Annotated in this window: 16 protein-coding genes; all 16 read right to left on the bottom strand. The window is 53.4% G+C overall.

Features of this window, described 5'->3' with window-relative positions; all coding sequences use genetic code 11:
• Window positions 1-85 precede the first annotated feature (85 nt).
• A complete protein-coding gene (locus PGL01S_RS27730) occupies window positions 86-1,315 on the bottom strand; it encodes a M20 metallopeptidase family protein (protein ID WP_127498478.1) in 1,230 nt (409 codons plus the stop codon).
• Complete coding sequence (locus PGL01S_RS27725) at window positions 1,312-2,640, bottom strand: LLM class flavin-dependent oxidoreductase (protein ID WP_127498476.1); 1,329 nt, start codon at window positions 2,638-2,640, stop codon at window positions 1,312-1,314. The genes PGL01S_RS27730 and PGL01S_RS27725 overlap by 4 nt, the downstream gene beginning before the upstream one ends.
• Window positions 2,640-3,149 carry a DinB family protein gene (locus tag PGL01S_RS27720; RefSeq protein ID WP_127498474.1) on the bottom strand — a complete coding sequence of 170 codons (510 nt, stop codon included), beginning with the start codon at window positions 3,147-3,149 and terminating at the stop codon, window positions 2,640-2,642. The genes PGL01S_RS27725 and PGL01S_RS27720 overlap by 1 nt, the downstream gene beginning before the upstream one ends.
• Window positions 3,146-4,333: a M20 peptidase aminoacylase family protein gene (locus tag PGL01S_RS27715; protein WP_127498472.1), complete on the bottom strand. Its 1,188-nt coding sequence runs from the start codon at window positions 4,331-4,333 to the stop codon at window positions 3,146-3,148. The genes PGL01S_RS27720 and PGL01S_RS27715 overlap by 4 nt, the downstream gene beginning before the upstream one ends.
• Window positions 4,334-4,354: 21 nt before the next feature.
• Window positions 4,355-5,365, bottom strand: coding sequence for an LLM class flavin-dependent oxidoreductase (locus PGL01S_RS27710; RefSeq protein ID WP_127498470.1), 1,011 nt, complete (start codon window positions 5,363-5,365; stop codon window positions 4,355-4,357).
• Between the two features lie 137 nt (window positions 5,366-5,502).
• A complete protein-coding gene (locus tag PGL01S_RS27705) occupies window positions 5,503-6,255 on the bottom strand; it encodes an amino acid ABC transporter ATP-binding protein (RefSeq protein WP_127498468.1) in 753 nt (250 codons plus the stop codon).
• Complete coding sequence (locus tag PGL01S_RS27700) at window positions 6,252-6,962, bottom strand: amino acid ABC transporter permease (protein WP_127498466.1); 711 nt, start codon at window positions 6,960-6,962, stop codon at window positions 6,252-6,254. Before PGL01S_RS27700 ends, PGL01S_RS27705 begins: the two co-directional genes overlap by 4 nt.
• On the bottom strand, window positions 6,952-7,740 hold the full coding sequence (locus tag PGL01S_RS27695) for an amino acid ABC transporter permease (protein ID WP_015846780.1): 789 nt from the start codon (window positions 7,738-7,740) through the stop codon (window positions 6,952-6,954). The genes PGL01S_RS27700 and PGL01S_RS27695 overlap by 11 nt, the downstream gene beginning before the upstream one ends.
• A 40-nt stretch (window positions 7,741-7,780) precedes the next feature.
• On the bottom strand, window positions 7,781-8,650 hold the full coding sequence (locus PGL01S_RS27690) for a transporter substrate-binding domain-containing protein (RefSeq protein ID WP_127498464.1): 870 nt from the start codon (window positions 8,648-8,650) through the stop codon (window positions 7,781-7,783).
• 23 nt (window positions 8,651-8,673) lie between these two features.
• The gene (locus PGL01S_RS27685) at window positions 8,674-9,207 is read right to left on the bottom strand and encodes a GNAT family N-acetyltransferase (RefSeq protein ID WP_127498462.1); all 534 of its coding nucleotides are present in this window, start codon (window positions 9,205-9,207) and stop codon (window positions 8,674-8,676) included.
• A gap of 138 nt (window positions 9,208-9,345) precedes the next feature.
• Window positions 9,346-10,230, bottom strand: coding sequence for a LysR family transcriptional regulator (locus PGL01S_RS27680; RefSeq protein WP_015846783.1), 885 nt, complete (start codon window positions 10,228-10,230; stop codon window positions 9,346-9,348).
• A gap of 244 nt (window positions 10,231-10,474) precedes the next feature.
• On the bottom strand, window positions 10,475-11,719 hold the full coding sequence (locus PGL01S_RS27675) for an alpha-L-fucosidase (RefSeq protein WP_127498460.1): 1,245 nt from the start codon (window positions 11,717-11,719) through the stop codon (window positions 10,475-10,477).
• Between the two features lie 72 nt (window positions 11,720-11,791).
• Entirely contained in the window at window positions 11,792-13,609 is a 1,818-nt protein-coding gene (locus PGL01S_RS27670) for a glycoside hydrolase family 35 protein (protein WP_127498458.1), read from the bottom strand.
• Between the two features lie 189 nt (window positions 13,610-13,798).
• Window positions 13,799-15,175: an ABC transporter substrate-binding protein gene (locus tag PGL01S_RS27665; protein ID WP_127498456.1), complete on the bottom strand. Its 1,377-nt coding sequence runs from the start codon at window positions 15,173-15,175 to the stop codon at window positions 13,799-13,801.
• A gap of 107 nt (window positions 15,176-15,282) precedes the next feature.
• Window positions 15,283-16,053, bottom strand: a complete 771-nt coding sequence (locus tag PGL01S_RS27660; protein WP_244935791.1) for a carbohydrate ABC transporter permease — start codon at window positions 16,051-16,053, stop codon at window positions 15,283-15,285.
• A gap of 75 nt (window positions 16,054-16,128) precedes the next feature.
• Window positions 16,129-17,061 (bottom strand): carbohydrate ABC transporter permease, encoded by a 933-nt coding sequence (locus tag PGL01S_RS27655; RefSeq protein WP_127498446.1) that lies wholly within the window; start codon window positions 17,059-17,061, stop codon window positions 16,129-16,131.
• Between the last annotated feature and the right edge of the window lie 306 nt (window positions 17,062-17,367).

Below are 17,367 nucleotides of genomic sequence, written 5' to 3'. Positions count from 1 at the left end.
TCATCTATGGGTCAAGGCTTTCCGAAGAAAAAAAAAACACCAACTGCCGCTTCACGCAGCAATCGGTGTTTTCTTCCTACTATAACTATGTTCCCGCAGCAAGCTGAACGAGCAGTCTGGTGCCGTGAACAAGCACGGACTCATCCAGATCAAACTTGGGCCGGTGAAGCCCTTCCCGGATGCCAAGCGATTCATTCCCGCAGCCCAGCAAAATAAAAGCGCCCGGCACCCGGTCCAAATACCAGCCGAAATCTTCTCCGGCCAGGCTTGGCTCAAGCTGCTGCCGCACATTATTCCCGCCAAGCACGGCCGTGCCGGCGCGGATAACCTCTTCGACCGCTTCACTGTCATTCACAACCGCAATCCCTTCGCGAAGAGCAATATGGTAGAAGCCGCCATAGGCAAGCGATGCCGCTTGCGCATGACGTTCCAGTCCGGCCGTAATGGCCGCAACGGTCTGCTTGCTGAACGCACGGAAGGTCCCGGTTAGGACGCTTTGCTCGGCAATCGCGTTAATGACCGTACCGGCTCGCACGGTTCCGAAAGCAAGCACGGCTTGCTCCCGCGGATCAATGCTGTTAGCCATCATCCCGTTTACCCCGGCAATATAAGCCCCTGTCATTTGGATGGCATCGGCGGCTAGATGAGGAGAGCTGTGATGGCCGTTCTTCCCTTGAAACGTCACGTGAAAATGGGAAGAGGCCGCCATCGCATATTGCGAATGGATGCCAATCATGCCCGCATCAAGCTCCGGCCATACATGCAGGGCATAACAACGGTCAACGCCTTCGAGGATGCCCGCCTCGATCATATCCCTTCCGCCGGAGAGCAGCCGTCCGTCCAGCGGACTTGGCAGCGCTCCTTCCTCGGCAGGCTGAAAGACAAAACGGATCTCCCCGGCAAAGCTCTCCCGGTAAGCCGCAAGCGTTTTTGCCGCTCCAAGCAGCATAGCGGTATGCGCATCATGACCGCAGGCATGCATCACGCCGTCGACCGAGGATTTATAATCGACATCGTTTAGTTCCGTAATCGGCAAGGCATCCATATCGGCACGCAGCAGAAGGGTCCGGCCTCCCTCAAGCCCACCGCGCAGCACGCCAACTACTCCCTTGCCAAAATGGGGGCCGACGCCCGTCTGGACGTCGATCCCCCATTCTTCGAGCAGCCCCGCAACCCGTGCCGCCGTACGATCCGTATCGTACAGCAGCTCCGGATGACGGTGCAGGTCGCGGCGAATCGCGATTAGCTCGTCATGCAGCGAACCCGCATACGCCAGCATCTCCTTTATGGCTGCTTTATTGATGTTCAAGCTCAAACGTGCTCGGCTGCTTTCGTATAACGGTTAGCCGGGATTGGCAGGCCTAGATTGCCGCGCAGCGTATCGCCTTCGTACTCAGTGCGGAACAAGCCGCGTGCCTGCAGAATCGGAACCACATGCTCAATGAAATCCTCAAGCCCGTGCGGCACCGAAGAACCAACCATAAAGCCGTCGGCAGCGCCGGCTTCGAACCACTCTTGTACCCGGTCGGCAACCTGCTCAGGCGTTCCGATAAAGATAGGACGAGGAGTCGCAACCTGCAGAGCCACTTGGCGGAGCGTCAGGCCTTTCTCCTTCGCATTGGCTTTGATTTTGTCCGTACCGCTTTGGAAGCTGTTGCGGCCGAGATCTCCCAGTTCAGGGAACGGCGCGTCCAAATCGTATTGGGAGAAGTCATGATGCTCGAAGAAACGTCCCATATAGATGAGCGCATTTTCCGCCGATACAAGGTCCACAACCTCCTGGTATTTGCGCTCCGCTTCTTCCTCCGTGCTGCCGATAATCGGACCGATGCCCGGGAAGACGAGCACGTTATCCGGGTTGCGCCCAAAAGCGGCGGCGCGGCGCTTCACGTCCTGATAGAACAAAACCGCGTCTTCAACCGAATCATGTCCGGTGAAGATCGCATCCGCATGCTTAGCGGCATAGTCCTTGCCCACATCAGACGCTCCCGCCTGGAAAATAACCGGCTGGCCCTGCTTCGAGCGGGCAATGTTCAGAGGACCTTTAACGGAGAAGAATTCGCCTTCGTGATTAAGCGTGTGCAGCTTGGCAGGGTCGAAGAAGACGCCGGACTCTTTGTCGCGGACAAACGCATCGTCTTCCCACGAATCCCACAGGCCGCGCGTTACGTCCAGGTATTCCGTCGCGATCCGGTAACGCTTGTCATGGTCCGGATGCTCCTTCTTGCCGTAGTTCAGCGCGGAGCCTTCGAGCGGGGAAGTGACGATATTCCAGCCTGCGCGGCCGCCGCTGATCACGTCAAGCGAACCGAACTGGCGCGCAACCGTAAACGGCTCGCTGTACGAAGTCGAGAGCGTGCCGACAAGACCGATATGCTTGCTGACAGCCGCCAGAGCGCTTAAGATCGTAATCGGCTCGAAGCGGTTCAGGAAATGCGGAATCGATTTTTCGTTAATATAAAGGCCGTCCGCGATAAACGCCAGATCGAACTTGCCCGCTTCGGCTTTCTCGACCCACGATTTGTACAGCTCGAAATTGACGCTTGCATCGGACGGAATCTCCGGATGTCTCCACAGCGAAGTGCTGCTGCCGACGCCATGAAGCATCGCGCCCAGTTTTAATTGTTTGCGTGCTGTCATTACGCATTTCCCCCTTTTGCTGTCGATATCGTAACGGACGGTCCTTGAGCGATGTAAGCGGCTTTGATCCGGTCAATCTGACCCAGATGATGCTGCACATGCTTCGTGAAGCCTTGAATAATGTCGCGGACGCGGACCGTTTCCCCTTTGAAGTTGATGCCGGTCTTATCCAGATCCTGCTCGCTCAGACGGCCAAACAGCAGACCGTTGTATTGCAGCAGCGCCCAGAACACGTTCAAAATGTCGGACGCGTTACCGTCATTGGAATGTTGGCCAGATACCCACAGGTCCTGGTTAAAAGCGGGAAGCTGCGCCTTCGTATCCGCGAGAATGTCGCGGATGCGGAAGGATACCACGATATTATGATCTGCCAAATGGGACAGCACCTCGGTAATGCTCCATTTCGCTTCGTTTTCTTTCCATTTCAGCTGTGCTTCTTCTACCCCTGCGATCGCCTGGGTCAATTGAAGATGTGTGTCCAAATAAGCTTGAATATCGATGGCACTCATTGGAAATCCTCCTTTGGATCTTGCGGCTCAGCCGCAAAGTGTGATAATGCGTGAATAGCCGTACCGGCTAAGAAATCAGCCGCAACCGGCAGTGCTCGCTCATCGAGATCAAACGCCGGATGATGCCATTCTTGTGGACCGTCCGTCCCTACAAACACGAATAGTCCCGGAACCTGCTGCTGGTAGGCCGCAAAATCTTCCCCGGCAAGAGATGGTACCGGATTAACCGGAAGCAGCTCCAATCGCTCAGCTTCCCTCCATGCCAGCTCCGCTAGCCCTTCATCGTTGTGAACCGGCGGCGGACCTTCAATCCAGCGGACTACGGCGGTAGTATCGAAGGCAGCGGCAACGCCCGCTACCACCTGGTCGAATCGCTCGCGGACGCGGCGGCGGATATCGGGATCAAAAGTACGGATCGTGCCGTCCAGCACTGCCTTCTCCGGAATCACATTCCATGCCGTACCGCTGTTCAGCTTCGTCACGCTGATGACCGCGCTGTCGAGCGCCCCTACATTGCGGCTGACAATCGATTGCAGCGCGGTAACGATATGCGCAGCCGTTAGAACGGGGTCATTGCCGGCTTCCGGTACGGCGGCATGCGAGCCGCGTCCCGCAACTTCAACAACAAAGCCGTCGGCGGCAGCCATAAGCGGACCGCCTTTAATGCCAATCGTGCCAACCGGCAGATCCGGCTTGTTATGCAGGCCGAAGATTGCCTGCACGCCCTCCAGCGCCCCGCTGGCGATGACCTGCCGCGCGCCTTTCGCCTTCTCTTCGGCCGGCTGGAAGATCAGCCGTACCGTGCCTTTCAGCTCCTGCTCGCGTTCCTTCAATAAATAAGCAGCTCCGATGAGGGCAGCCGTATGAAAGTCATGGCCACAGGCATGCATTTTGCCAGGAACAGCCGAAGCAAACGGCAATCCCGTCTCTTCCTGAATCGGGAGGGCGTCGATATCGGCGCGAAGCGCAATAACCGGCGATCCCGTTCCGATCTCGGCGATAACGCCGGTCTTCAGCGGATAATCCGCGATACGGATGCCGCCCGCTTCAAGCCAGCTCTTGATACGGATTGTCGTTTCGAATTCCTCGTGGGACAGCTCCGGATTCCGGTGCAGCTCCCTGCGGATATCCGTCAACCGGCTTGCCAACGCAGCAGCGCTGCGGGTTGTTGTATCGTTACTCATTCGTCCACCTCACCTCCCAGCTTAAGCCGTTACTTCGGCAAATGCCTCGCTAAGCAGCTCATACGAGCGGATCCGTTTCTCAAACGGTGAAATATTCGTTGTGATAATAAACTCGTCTACGCCGGTCGCTTCCTGCAGGGCAAGCAGCTTGCCGCGTACCGTTTCCTTGGAGCCTGCCGCAATAAGCGGCTCTTTCTCTTCAATCGTGTATTCCTCGCCGGATTGCTGACCGTAAGCCTCGGCTTGCTCCACCGTGCCAAGCGTAACCTTGCGGCCGCTGGCCAAATGCACCTTCACCAGCTTTTGCGGCGGGATCAGGCTGACGGCTTCCTCGTCCGTATTCGCCACGATTGCAGCCAATGCCAGAATCGCCTGCGGCGCTGCACCCAGCTCATAATTAAAGGCTTGCTTATATTTAAGAACCGAATCAACGGCAGCTTGCTCGTCTCCTCCGATAAACAGGGAGAATACGTAAGGCAGACCAAGACTTGCAGCCAGCTCCGCGCTGTCCGCGGAAGCACCTAGCACATGCAGCTCCGGTGCAACAGCCGGAATAGGCGTCGCCTTAATACCAGCCAGCGGACCTTCTTCCTCCGTCCGTCCCTCTACGTATCCGCGGAGTTCAACGATTTTGTCCGTCAGCGACAACGGGTTTACGATATTGCGCTGCAGCGCCTGCGTGCTGCGCGGAAGTCCGCCGGGAGCTCGGCCTACGCCAAGATCAACGCGGCCTGGCTCGAGGGAAGCAAGAACATGGAAGTTCTCCGCCACCTTATAAGGGCTATAGTGCTGCAGCATGATACCGCCGGAGCCAACCCGAATCTTATTGGTGCGGGCGAGCAGATAGGAGATTAGAACCTCCGGCGAAGAGCCCGCTACATGCTCGGAATCATGATGCTCCGATACCCAGAAGCGGCGGAAGCCAAGCTCCTCGGCTTTTTGCGCCAACGTTACCGTATGAGCGAATGCTTCGGCTGAAGTTTCGCCCGGGTAGACCGGGCTTTGATCCAAAATGCTTATTGTAATGGACATGCCATAACCTCCTAAAAAGAATGATCGCACAAACAGCCTGGGAAGGGCTGTTCGTGATGATTCTTGCATCGAAAGCCTAAACTTAAGAATGATCACACAAACAGCCTGGGAAGGGCTGTTTGTGATGATTCTTTGTACTAAATCGAATAGCTCGGCTCCGTTGAAAACCGCTTTAGGAACTGTTTGGTCCGCTCTTCCTGCGGATTCCCGAACAGCTCGGCCGGAGGGCCTTCCTCAACGACAACGCCGCCGTCCATAAACACCACATGATTCGCTACATCCTGGGCAAAGCCCATCTCGTGCGTCACGATAATCATCGTAATGCCTTCCTTGGCAATCCGGCGGATAACGGCCAGCACTTCGCCCACAAGTTCGGGGTCGAGCGCCGACGTCGGCTCGTCAAACAAGATCACTTCGGGCTCAAGCGCAAGCGCTCTCGCGATGCCGACGCGCTGCTGCTGACCGCCGGACAATTGACTTGGATAAGCATCCAGCTTGGCGCCGAGACCTACCTTCTCGAGCAGCTCGATGCCGCGTTTGCGCGCTTCTTCCTTGCCGATCTTCTTTACCACGATCAGTCCCTCGATGACATTCTCGAGCGCCGTCTTATGGCTGAACAGATTGTATTGCTGGAACACCATCGCCGAGCGCTGGCGCAGCGAATAAATGTCCTTTTTCCCCGCATGCTTCGCGTTAAGGGCGAAATCGCCGATCCGGATCTCTCCGTCGTTTGGCTTCTCCAAATAATTGATGCAGCGCAGCAGCGTGGTTTTGCCGGAGCCGCTTGGCCCCAGAATGGCAACAACCTCTCCTTTATTAACGGTGAGATCAATCCCTTTCAGGACCTCGTGGCGTCCAAACGATTTGTGGATACCGCTAAGCTTAATCATGCTACCCCTCCCTTGCTGTACACGCGGATTCTTCTTTCGATAAGACCGGTAAAACGTTCAATAAGGATCGTTAAACCCCAGAATATTAAAGCAGCGGCTACGTAAGATTCGAAGAACTTCCAGTTCGTCGAAGCCACGATCTGTGCTTTGGCGTTCAAGTCGACAACCGATACGGTAAAAGCAAGCGTCGAGCCGTGAAGCATCCCAATAACCGAGTTGGACAGGTTCGGCAGGCTTGCTGCCAGCGCTTGAGGAAATACGATGCGGCGGAGCGCTTGCGGCGTTGTCATCCCAATCGACCAGGCCGCTTCCATCTGCCCGCGGTCCACCGCCAATAATCCGGAGCGGACTACCTCCGACAAATAAGCGCCTGCCGTAATCGAGAACGAGATGTAAGCAAAGCCGATCATCGGGATTTTGGCCGAATTCCATCCGAGATCGAATTGCGCCGACAATCCGTCTACAAGCATTGGCAATCCGAAATAGATGAGGAGCAGATGCGTCAGCATCGGCGTCCCGCGGATAAAGGTCACATAACCGCTCGACAGCTGGGACAGTACCGGAATCCGGTAAATCCGGGCAAGCGCCGTTATTACGCCGATCACAAATCCGACGGACACGGATACGAGAGTAATAAGCAGCGTTGTTGGAACAGCCGACCATAGCTGCAGGAATGCGGTCCATATAAACGACGGATCAAGCTTCATAACGCGGCACCTCCTTTAATTCGCGGGTTAAGCCGCCCAAGGACAGGCGCTTGCGTTTTCTGCTGAAGAACCGGTTCTTCTCATTGCTATCCCTGCGCAGATGGCGGGACAAGCGGCGCTCTGCGAGCAGCATAAGACGTTCCAATACGATACTCATAACGAGATAAATAAGGGCTAGCGCAATATAAGTTTCGATAAAATGCTGGGACAGCGAGCCAAGCGTCTGAGCTTTGCCCGTCATCTCCATAACGCCGAGCGTAAAAGCAAGCGATGTATCCTTCAGCATCGCAATGACAAGATTGGTGAATACCGGAACGGCAATCCCTACCGCCTGCGGCAGCACGATCCGGGTAAAAGCCTGATACCCGGTCATGCCTACGGCATAAGCCGCTTCCACCTGACCCCGGTTAACCGCAAGCACGGCCGCACGGATCGTCTCCGATACATAAGCACCAACGTTAAGACCAAAGGTGAGAATAACGAAATAAAGGACGGGAAGCTTTGAGATGTCGATCGACACCAGCTTCAAAATTTCCGGAAGGCCGTAATAGAACAGGAACAGCTGAATGAGAACCGGCGTGCCCCGGAAGAAGGATACATACACCATCGATACATTCCGAAGCACCGGTACGTTGTATAGGCGGGGCAAGGCGACAAGAAAACCGACAAGCAGCCCCAGTCCGATAGCGCCTGCCACGATTAGCAGGGTAATATTCAGCGTACTCAGCAGTTTGGGAATAAAATCGAACACATAATTAATATCGAAGCCATACTCCATCTTGCGGACTCACCTCTCATTACTCATTCACTTTCGCTTGCTATTTCGAGCTTTCTGCCGTAAAGTCGCCGCCCAGCCATTCCGTGCTCAACTTGCCCAGCGTTCCGTCTGCTTTAAGCTCCTTCAGAGCAACGTCAATCGCATCGGACAGCTCTTGCTCTGCCGGATCGTTCTTGCGGAGCACGAACAGGATGTCGGCTTCGGACAGGTTATCGCCCGTTGTCTTCAGCTTCGCTTGCGGATCGATCAAGGACAATGTGAAGTCGGCTGCCAACGTAGCGTCTACCCGGCCGGTCGTAATTTGGCTGACCGTATCGTTAGCTGCGCCGTTTTGGTATACGATGTTGATCTTCTTGTCATGATCCTTGTTGTAGTTCTCCAAAATTTGCGCCTGCGCGCTAGTCGCGCCAACAAGTACCTTCTTGCCTGCCAGATCATCAAGGGAATGAATCGTGTTGTTGTCCTGCGGAACAACAATTTTATTTCTCCAGTGAGCGTAAGGCTCTTTGTTGAACAGGTATTTCGCTTCGCGCTCCGGATTTTTCTCCATCTCATGGGCAACAAGATCAATCTTGTTCGTCTCCAGGCTCAGAAGCAGGTTCGAGAATTCCATCGTTTGAATATCGAATTCGTATTGCGGAAGACGCTTGTCGATCTCTTTGATGAGCTCAACGTCAAAGCCCGTCAGCTTCCCGTTCTCGTCGATAAAGCATACCTGCGGGAATCCGGTGCCCGTACCGATGACAACCTTCTTCACTTCACCGCTTGCGTTGCCGGATGCCGATACGTTGGCAGCCGCTTTATTGCCGTTTTGCGCTTGCGTGTTATCCGATTTATTGTTCGAGCCGCAGCCTGCCGCCACCAGAATCAATGACAATGCAGCTGTAACAACTAGTGCTTTTTTCTTCATTTTAAGTACCCCCGTCTTTTTCATTAATTTGCCGTAGTTTGTTCTTCGCTTGCTTTCTCGAATAGCTCCGGATTCACAATCTTGCGGAGCAGATGCATCGTTCCGTCCCCGTTGCCGGAGTCGAAGGAGCGGATGCTTTCGTAACCTCTGCGCTGGTACATCGGCAGAAGCCATGGATGCTTCTCGGCCGTGCCCAGCGTTACCGCAGCTGCCCCTTCCTTGTCTCGAATAATCGTATTCTCGACCCACGTCAGCAGCTTGTCGCCGTACCCTTTGCCTTGCTCGCCGGGATGGACCGCGAACCATTTGATAAACGGCAGGTCCGTAATGGCCTTCACTTCATCGTTTCTCGATAAGGTTATCGTTGCGACGATAACGCCGTCCGCTTCCAACACGTAACACTCGTTCTGCGTAATGTTGTCCCGTATTTGATCCAGACCGGCATTCGCCGCTGGCCAATTCAGCTTCAGCTCCCGAATGAGCGAATAGGCTTCATACGTCACTTCACGCAAACGCTCCGCGTCCTCGACTCCCGCTTGCCTAAACGATTCACTCATAGTTCCACCCCTTAAATGTCTAATTAAATAATTCCTATAAACTTACTAAGAATTAAGATGGTATAAATGTATCATCTATCCGCCTAAACGCGCTAATAGACTTTCTCTATCGATCGATTGATTCTATTGGTCTCTATGCTAAATGCTGTAAAAGCTTAAATTATCCTTGGGCAGCAGCGCCTGGATATACTCTTCGTTCTCCCCCGTCAGCGCAATCAGGTTCGTATGCAGGGAAATCCCTTTGGTCTCTTCAATTTCAATCGGGATGAGTCTGCCCTTGCTCACTTCTTCCCTTGCGCATAAGCCCGGAAGGAAGCAGATGCCGGCCTTTTGCAGGACAAGCTTCTTCGCCGTCTCGGAGTTATCCGCATGGAAAACAATGCGCGGAGGCTGCTCCAGATGCTCGAATACGCGGTGAAGACGCAGCCAATCGAGCGAGCCGCATTCGAAGAAAACAAGCGGCTGATCACGGATCTCGTCGATGGACACCCTTCCTTCTTCCGCAAACGGATGCCCTTCATAGACATACAGCCGGATAGGATCTTCATAATAGGAGAACGACTGCAGAGACGGATGAACAAGCTTTCGGACAAAAGCGATATCGATCTCCTTGTCGAGCAGTTTTTTGACTAGGTCATCCGAAGGAGCCGTTGTTAATTTGAAGGTTAAACGCGGGAATAACCGGGTCAGCCGCGGCAGCAAATCCGGAATCAGATAGTTCGAGACGGACACGGTGCTTCCGATCCGAAGCTCCTGCGGACGTGCTCCCTTCTCCTGCAGATGGAGACGGCCCTTCTGAATCGTTTGAAGAATTTGCTGGGCGTAAGGCAGGAACTGCTTGCCCTTCTCGGTCAGCATAATTTGCTTGCCAAGCCGGTCGAACAGACGGCAGTCGAGCTCCCTTTCCAGTGTCTGTATACGGGCCGTAACTGATGGCTGGGAGAGGAAGAGCACCTCCGCCGCTTTATTAAAGCTGCCGTAATGATTGACATACACAAAAGCTTCGATGTTCTCAATATTCATGAATAATCCCTCCGCGACCTTATCGATAGACTTTTTCTATATAGGCGATAAAATTAAATTAATTTTATCTTATAGGATTAATCGGATTTAGGGAATAGATAGATTGTAAAAAACTTCAAAATGACGTCAAAAAGCGAATCGAATGGTCTTCGATCCGCCTTAAATTGCTATTCCTCTTCCTGCACGAAGTTCAGCACCTGCTCGTCAACCGCAGCCGTCTCGCCAGGCAATTCAAACAGAACGGTCATTCGTTGCTTCCATACGCTGTAAACGATCTTATTCTGGGTTTATCGCCGGATTCCAATATTCGTAAACGCAAACCATCTATTGAAGCAGGTGCGATACGATCAATCTTCTTATGTCCGATCGCGCTGCCTCGAACAATCTCATGCCATTCCCCACTGCACCATGCCTCTATTGCGTAAGCTCGCACACATTCTCCGTATCGAATGTCCTCCATGATTACTACATGATCTACAACTGTATTGGGCTCAAGTCCAAGGATAATAAATTGGCCTTCTTGATCCACGGTTTGCGCAAGGGCCTTGCCCAGCCTGCGCCTGATCTCATCACCGAACGCAATTATCCGCTCAACGTCAGCATCCGGCAGAAGCCCGCGATTGTCCGGCGCCACATTCAGCAGAAGAGTCGCGCCATGCCCGACGGAACGATAATAAATATCCATCAGACTATTCAGGGACAGCAGAAGTCCTTCCTCATCGGGATGCCAGAACCAGCGATCTTTACGAATTGGTACGTCGCATTCCGCCGGAACCCAGCCTGGAGTCTCAGGCAGCCAGTTTAAGGAGGCATCACTGAACATGCTGACTCTTGCCGATTCCGCCGTATTCCATGATGGATACGGTGCCACTCCGTCCTCGTTGCCAACCCACCGAATTGTAGGCGCTCCCATATTAAAAATCATGGCAGCGGGCTGATGCTGCTTGACCAGGCTCATAATCCGGCTCCAGTCATACTCTCTGCCCTCGGAGCCAGCTCCGTCGAACCATATTTCTACTAGTGGTCCATAACCGGTTACAAGCTCTTCCAATTGCCGCAGATAGAAGTCATCATAGGCTGCTTTATCCGAATAACAAGGCTCATGACGATCCCATGGCGATAAATATAATCCGAATCCGATTCCTTCCTCGCGGCATGCTTCAGCGCATTCCTTCACGACATCGCCTTTGCCTTCCTTCCAGGGACTAGAAGCAACCGAATAATCCGTTGTCAACGTTGGCCATAAGCAAAAGCCGTCGTGATGCTTTGCCGTCAACACGAAATATCGGAAGCCGGCCCGCTTGGCTGTACGTACCCACTGGCGGGCATCCAGCTCTGCCGGGTGAAATAAACGGGGCGAATCACTCCCGTCACCCCATTCTTGATCGCAGAACGTATTTATTCCGAAGTGACAAAAAAATCCAAGCTCGAAGTCCTGCCACAGTAGCTGATGCTCTGTTGGAAGGGGTCTATTGATAGAAGATTGCATGATCCTGTTCTGTCCTCTCAACATCGAATAGATTACAGCTGGTGCCCAGCTATTTAGATAATTAGATTCTGCCTATTCTTCCTGTACGAAGTTTAGCACCTGGTCGTCAACCGCAGCCGTCTCGCCTAGGTCGGGAGCATCGGTTAAATCCACTTCGGGATGTCCGGTTACGCCATGCAGCTCGAATAAAATAATTTCGTTTTCCCCTTTGCGCAGCAGCGGACCCGGCACGTATAACGCGCGCTGCGGTCCCGCTTCCCAATACCGTCCAAGCTGGAAGCCGTTGATCCAGGCAATCCCCTTCTGCCAGCCGTCAAACCGGAGGAACGTATCGGCAGGCTCATCCACCTCAAAATAACCGCGGTAAAAGACCGGACGTCCATCAGACTGCGAGGCCAGCTCTCGCTCCCGCACAGCTCCGAATTGCACCCGGGCGAGCTGCTCGGACTCCAGCGGCAGCAAGGTAACTGTCCAGTTCGACTGGAATTGGTTGTCGATTAGGATACCTTCCGTTATTCCTTTATGATCGCGCAGATAAGGGCCGTAATTGACTCGCCCCATATTTTCGACCAGGACATCGAGTCTAGCCCCTTCTCTCGGAACCGCGATCTCAATCGGCTGCGGATTCCATCGCTCGACGATACCGATCAGCTTGCCGTCCAGAAACACCTGGGCACGGTCGCGCACCTCGCGAAGATGCAGCTTCTGACGGTTTCTTGGCCCTTTAACATGAGTCGAATATAAAATAAAGCCGTAAGCCTGATCAAAATGCTCCATCGGCCGGATGCTAACGGATTGCACCTGATCGGCGGACACCTGTTCGAGCTGATCCAGCAAATCTCCCCGTTCCGTTAATGCGACCTTGCCGTAAGCCTTCTTCGGAATCGGAGCCGGGAACGGCGCTCCTTCCGGTATGCCGTGCTTTTCGAGCACGCCGCGGATGGCCTTGTATTTCTCGGTTGCGTCTCCCCACTCCGTGAGAGGCGCATCATAATCATAGCTTGTTATCGTTGGTTTATAATGCTCACCGTAGTTGGCTCCGCTGTAATAGCCGAAGTTCGTCCCGCCGTGGAACATGTAAAGATTCACGGATGCCCCTTGCTCCAGCATCTCATCCAATACGTTAGCGACATCCCCCGCCTCCCGGACATGATGCGGCTTCCGCCAATGGTCGAACCAGCCCAGCCAGTACTCCATCACCATCAGCGGTTCTTCCTGTCTGTACTCCCGGTACTTCCCGAAGGACTCCTCAACGCGAGAGCCAAAGTTAACCGTGGCATGAAGCCCGTCCACGGTACCGCCAAGCAGCATCTCGTCCGTTGGGCCGTCCGAGGTGAACAGCAGACAGTCAACTCCGCGCCGGATCAGGCCATCCCTCAAGTAAGCCAAATACGCGGTGTCATTGCCGTAGCTGCCGTATTCATTCTCGACCTGCATTGCAATAATCGGACCGCCCTGCGATTCCAGCAGCGGCAGCAGGCGCGGAATAAGCTCGTCATAATAGCGGTCGACTTTTGCCAGGTATTCATGATCCATACAGCGCAAGCCCATGGACGATTTCAGCAGCCAGGCCGGCAGGCCGCCAAACTCCCACTCCGCGCATATATAAGGGCTGGGACGGACAATCACGTGCAGGCCAAGCCGGCCCGCCGTCTCTATGAACCGGGCGACATCCGCAAGCCCGTCGAAGCGAAAGCTTCCCTCACGGGGTTCATGAAGGTTCCACGGAATATACGTCTCCACCGTATTGAAGCCGCAGGCCTTCAGCTTCAGCAGCCTGTCCTCCCAATATTCCGGCACAACCCGAAAATAATGAATCGCCCCCGACAAAATCCGGAACTCCTCGTCATCCAGCCAATATTTCTGATCCTTCCACGTTAACCGGCTCACCTTATCCCTCCAATTAGCTCATGCCCAAGCGTAAACGGCTGTGCCGCCTTAGGAAGGCAACATACGTTTCGCGAATGAAATATAAGCCCTGTATATGTAAGAAAACATATACATTCTTATATTTGAAAGAAAGCCCCGGAGCAACCGGCAGGTTGTCTCCGAAGCTCTCTTCCGTCAGCTTATGAGCGATTATTTCTTTTCTTTCTCGTTAATGATTTTTGTTGCTTCGTTAACCATCCATTTCTGCACATCGTCAATCGACTCATTGCTCAGCATAAACTTGCTGAAGCCATCATCGATGACCTTGGTAAGCGCCGCGGTGGACACCGTAATTACGCTCGAAGCATCCAGGTATTTAATGTTGTCGCCAAACAGCGTGCTTTGCAGGGAATCCAGGTCGTACAAATCTTTGTTCTCGCCAATGATGCGGTCCAGCAGCGCTTTGTTGTCCGCTTTTTTCCAACCGGAGAATTCGGTGCGCTTGTCGGAATCCGCGGTTGTCATAAAGCGCATCAGCTTAAACGACGCGTCTTTATGCTTGGAGCTTTCGCCCATCACAACCGAGCTGCCGCTTGTGAAATATTTGCCGCCTTCATAATCCTTCGGCTCGGCGCCTTTTGGAGGCAGCGGTACCGGTGCGAACGCCGTCTTGAACGTATGTGGGTATTGCTCCTGGTTGCCTACGTCCGGAATCGTAAAGCTTCCCGTCAAAATCATCGCGGCCTGCTCGTTGAAAAATTCCGTACGGTAATTCAGCTTGGCCGCAAGCACGTCGGCATAAGGCTTGGCAGATTTGTCGACGCTCTCCATATCCTTGCGGAGCTGGAAGAAGTACTTGTAGGAAGGATCGGACAAAATCGTCGAACCGTCATCGTAACGGAACGGATCCTTCATCACCGTCTGCGCCGGCGCGTTCATGTACAGCTCCCAGGTATGGAAGTACGTCCCGTAACGCTTGTCCACGCCTTCGCCTTTGGTCAGCTTCTTGGCATAGTCGCGGTAGTCATCCCAGGTCCAGCCGTAGGTTGGAACCGGCAGGCCCGCTTCATCCAGCGCATCCTTGTTCAGCAGCACATAGTTGAAGCTCGAAGTCAGCTGCATGCCGTAGTAGTTATCGTTAATTTTCGGATTCACATAATATTCGTCTTCCGGAACCAGATTTTCCTGCTTATAGAAATCATTTAACGATGCCAATGCCCCTCTTGTCGCGCGTTCGTAAACAGCTCCAAGGCTCGGCATCGCTACAACGTCAACCGCTTCGCCCGAGGAGATCAGGAAGTCCAGCTTTTTCAGCATCTCTACGGAATCGCCCGGTACCAGCACGACATGCTCAACCTTGATATCCGGATTCTTGGTCATGAATTCATCCAGCATGGCATCGGTCGCAACCGCTTGGGCTTCGTTATCCCAGTTGTAATACTTGATCGTTACGGATTCCGACTTGCCTGCTCCGGATGAGCCTTCGCTTCCCGAACTCGCCGAATTGCCTCCGCATGCGCTGAGCGCAACCGTGCCGGCCAAGAGCAAGCCCGCTACCGCCGTAAACTTGCGTTTTGCTTGTTTCATTTCTGCTTCCCCCTAGAACTTTATAATGACTACACACCCAGTATAACGATCGTCCCATTTTGCCAAGTGTATAATTTTGAGGTGAAACGAGTACTTTTTTGACTACCTTACCCTTTCACGCCGCCTAGCGCAATCCCGTTAATGACCTGCTTCTGCATAATAATGAATATAGCCAGAAGTGGGATAATCGCCGACAAGGCAGCCATCATCATAATCGCGTAGTTATTCGTGTAATCATCCCGGAACAACGTAATGCCCAGCGGAATGGTGTACAGCTTTTTGCTCAGGAGGAAAATAAGCGGGTTCTGGTAATCATTCCACGTCCAGATGAATTTGATGATCGCCACGGTCGCCAGAACCGGCCGGCAGAGCGGAATCATAATCGAGAAGAACGTCCGCAGATGTCCTGCGCCGTCGATGCGCGCCGCCTCCAAATATTCATCGCTGATATCGGACATGAACTGCCGCAGCAGGAACGTGAAGTAGATCGAGAACATGCTCATCAGAATAATCGCCGCATGTGTATCGTACAGCCCCAGCCAGCGGATGATGAGAAACCGCGGAATGAGCGTCGCCTGATCCGGAATGATCATAAAGGACAGCATCGCCAGAAAAATCATGTGACGGCCCCGGAAACGCAGCTTCGTCAGCGCGTAGGCGGACATCGTCGAGATCAGCAGCGTAATAAGCGTTGTAATGATGGCAACCTTCAGGGAGTTCCAATAGAAATCGTAAAACGGAACGCGTCCCATCCAGACGGATTTGAAGTTGTAGACGAAGTTGATTTTTTCCGGAATCCACTGGATCGGAAAGCGCATGACATCCTTCTCGAACTTAAAGGCCGACGAGACCATCCAGACCAGCGGGGTCAGGAACATGAGCGAGAATGCTCCGAGTAAGACGGTAATAATGCTTTTTGACAGTTTGGTTGCCACAAGTAATCCCTCCTTTTCTTAATCCTTCCCAAGCTTCCACGTCGCCGCCGTGATGATGCCGATAATGGCGAAGAGCAGCCAGGAGATTGCCGAGGCATAGCCCATATCATAATTGCGGAAGCCTTCTTCGTAGATCCGGTAGACCAGCACGGTAGACGAATTGTTAGGGCCGCCTTCCGTCAGATACGAGATGATATCGAACACCTTGAACGACCCGATCAGCATCGTAATCGCAAGGAAAAAGGTCGTTGGACGCAGCAGAGGCACCGTAATCCGGAAAAACTTCTTCAGCGGAGACGCCCCGTCAATCTCGGAAGCCTCGTAAATTTCGTTCGAGATGTTGGTCAGACCCGCGGTATAAATAATAATCGTGTAGCCGAGGCTCGCCCATGTGCCGATGATCGCAATGGAGAGCAGCGAGGTCTTCGGATCAACCAGCCACTTCGGCGGAGCGTCAATGCCTAGCTGCATCAGCAGCTGGTTAACCGGACCGAGGGACGGATGCAGCAAAGCGCTCCATACCGCGGCAATCGCGATAATCGAGGAGATATACGGGATAAAGAAAACAACCTTGAAGTAGCTTTTCAGAAAACCGCTGTTGTTGATCACAACGGCCAGCACCAGCGCAATCGCGATCGGAATCGGCACCGTCATCACGGTGTACAGCAGATTGTTTTTCAGCGCCTCCAGAATGGCCGGATCATGGAACAGCTCTTTGTAGTTGCCAAGCCCGATCCACTCGATGCCGGGAAGCCCGGACAGCATGTCCCATTTGGAGAAGCTTAAATATAAGGAGAACCCTAAGGCAAATACGTTTAACAGCAGCATCCCGACAATCTCGGGGATTAGAAACAACCAGCCGACCAGCGCCTCTCTGCGCGACGGCGTCCAGAACTTCTTCTTGGCTTCTGCCGCATGGCTGGCGCCTGCCGTTTGTTTGACGACTTCCATACAATCACCTCAACTCTTATGTTGAGATCATAATAAGGGATTCGGCCGGCTTGTAAGCGAAGTATTCTGACCCGATACAGGGAAGATTTTGACCTTTTTTCGGGGGCTGGCAAAGTGTCGGTTACGCAAAAAAGCCGCGCCCGAGGCACGGCCTTGTTCCTTGTTACATGTTCCTTGTTCCGGGGGACAGCCCCTACCGCACAACCTACATTGCACGAAATACACCATAATACGCCCAAATCATGCACTTCGGCTGCCTACGTTGTACGAAATGCAGCATATTGGACTGAATTGGGGTCCTTAGAG

The organism is Paenibacillus glycanilyticus NBRC 16618, from assembly GCF_004000805.1.
GTDB classification, from domain to species: domain Bacteria; phylum Bacillota; class Bacilli; order Paenibacillales; family Paenibacillaceae; genus Pristimantibacillus; species Pristimantibacillus glycanilyticus.
This window is presented reverse-complemented; position numbering and strand designations above follow the sequence as displayed.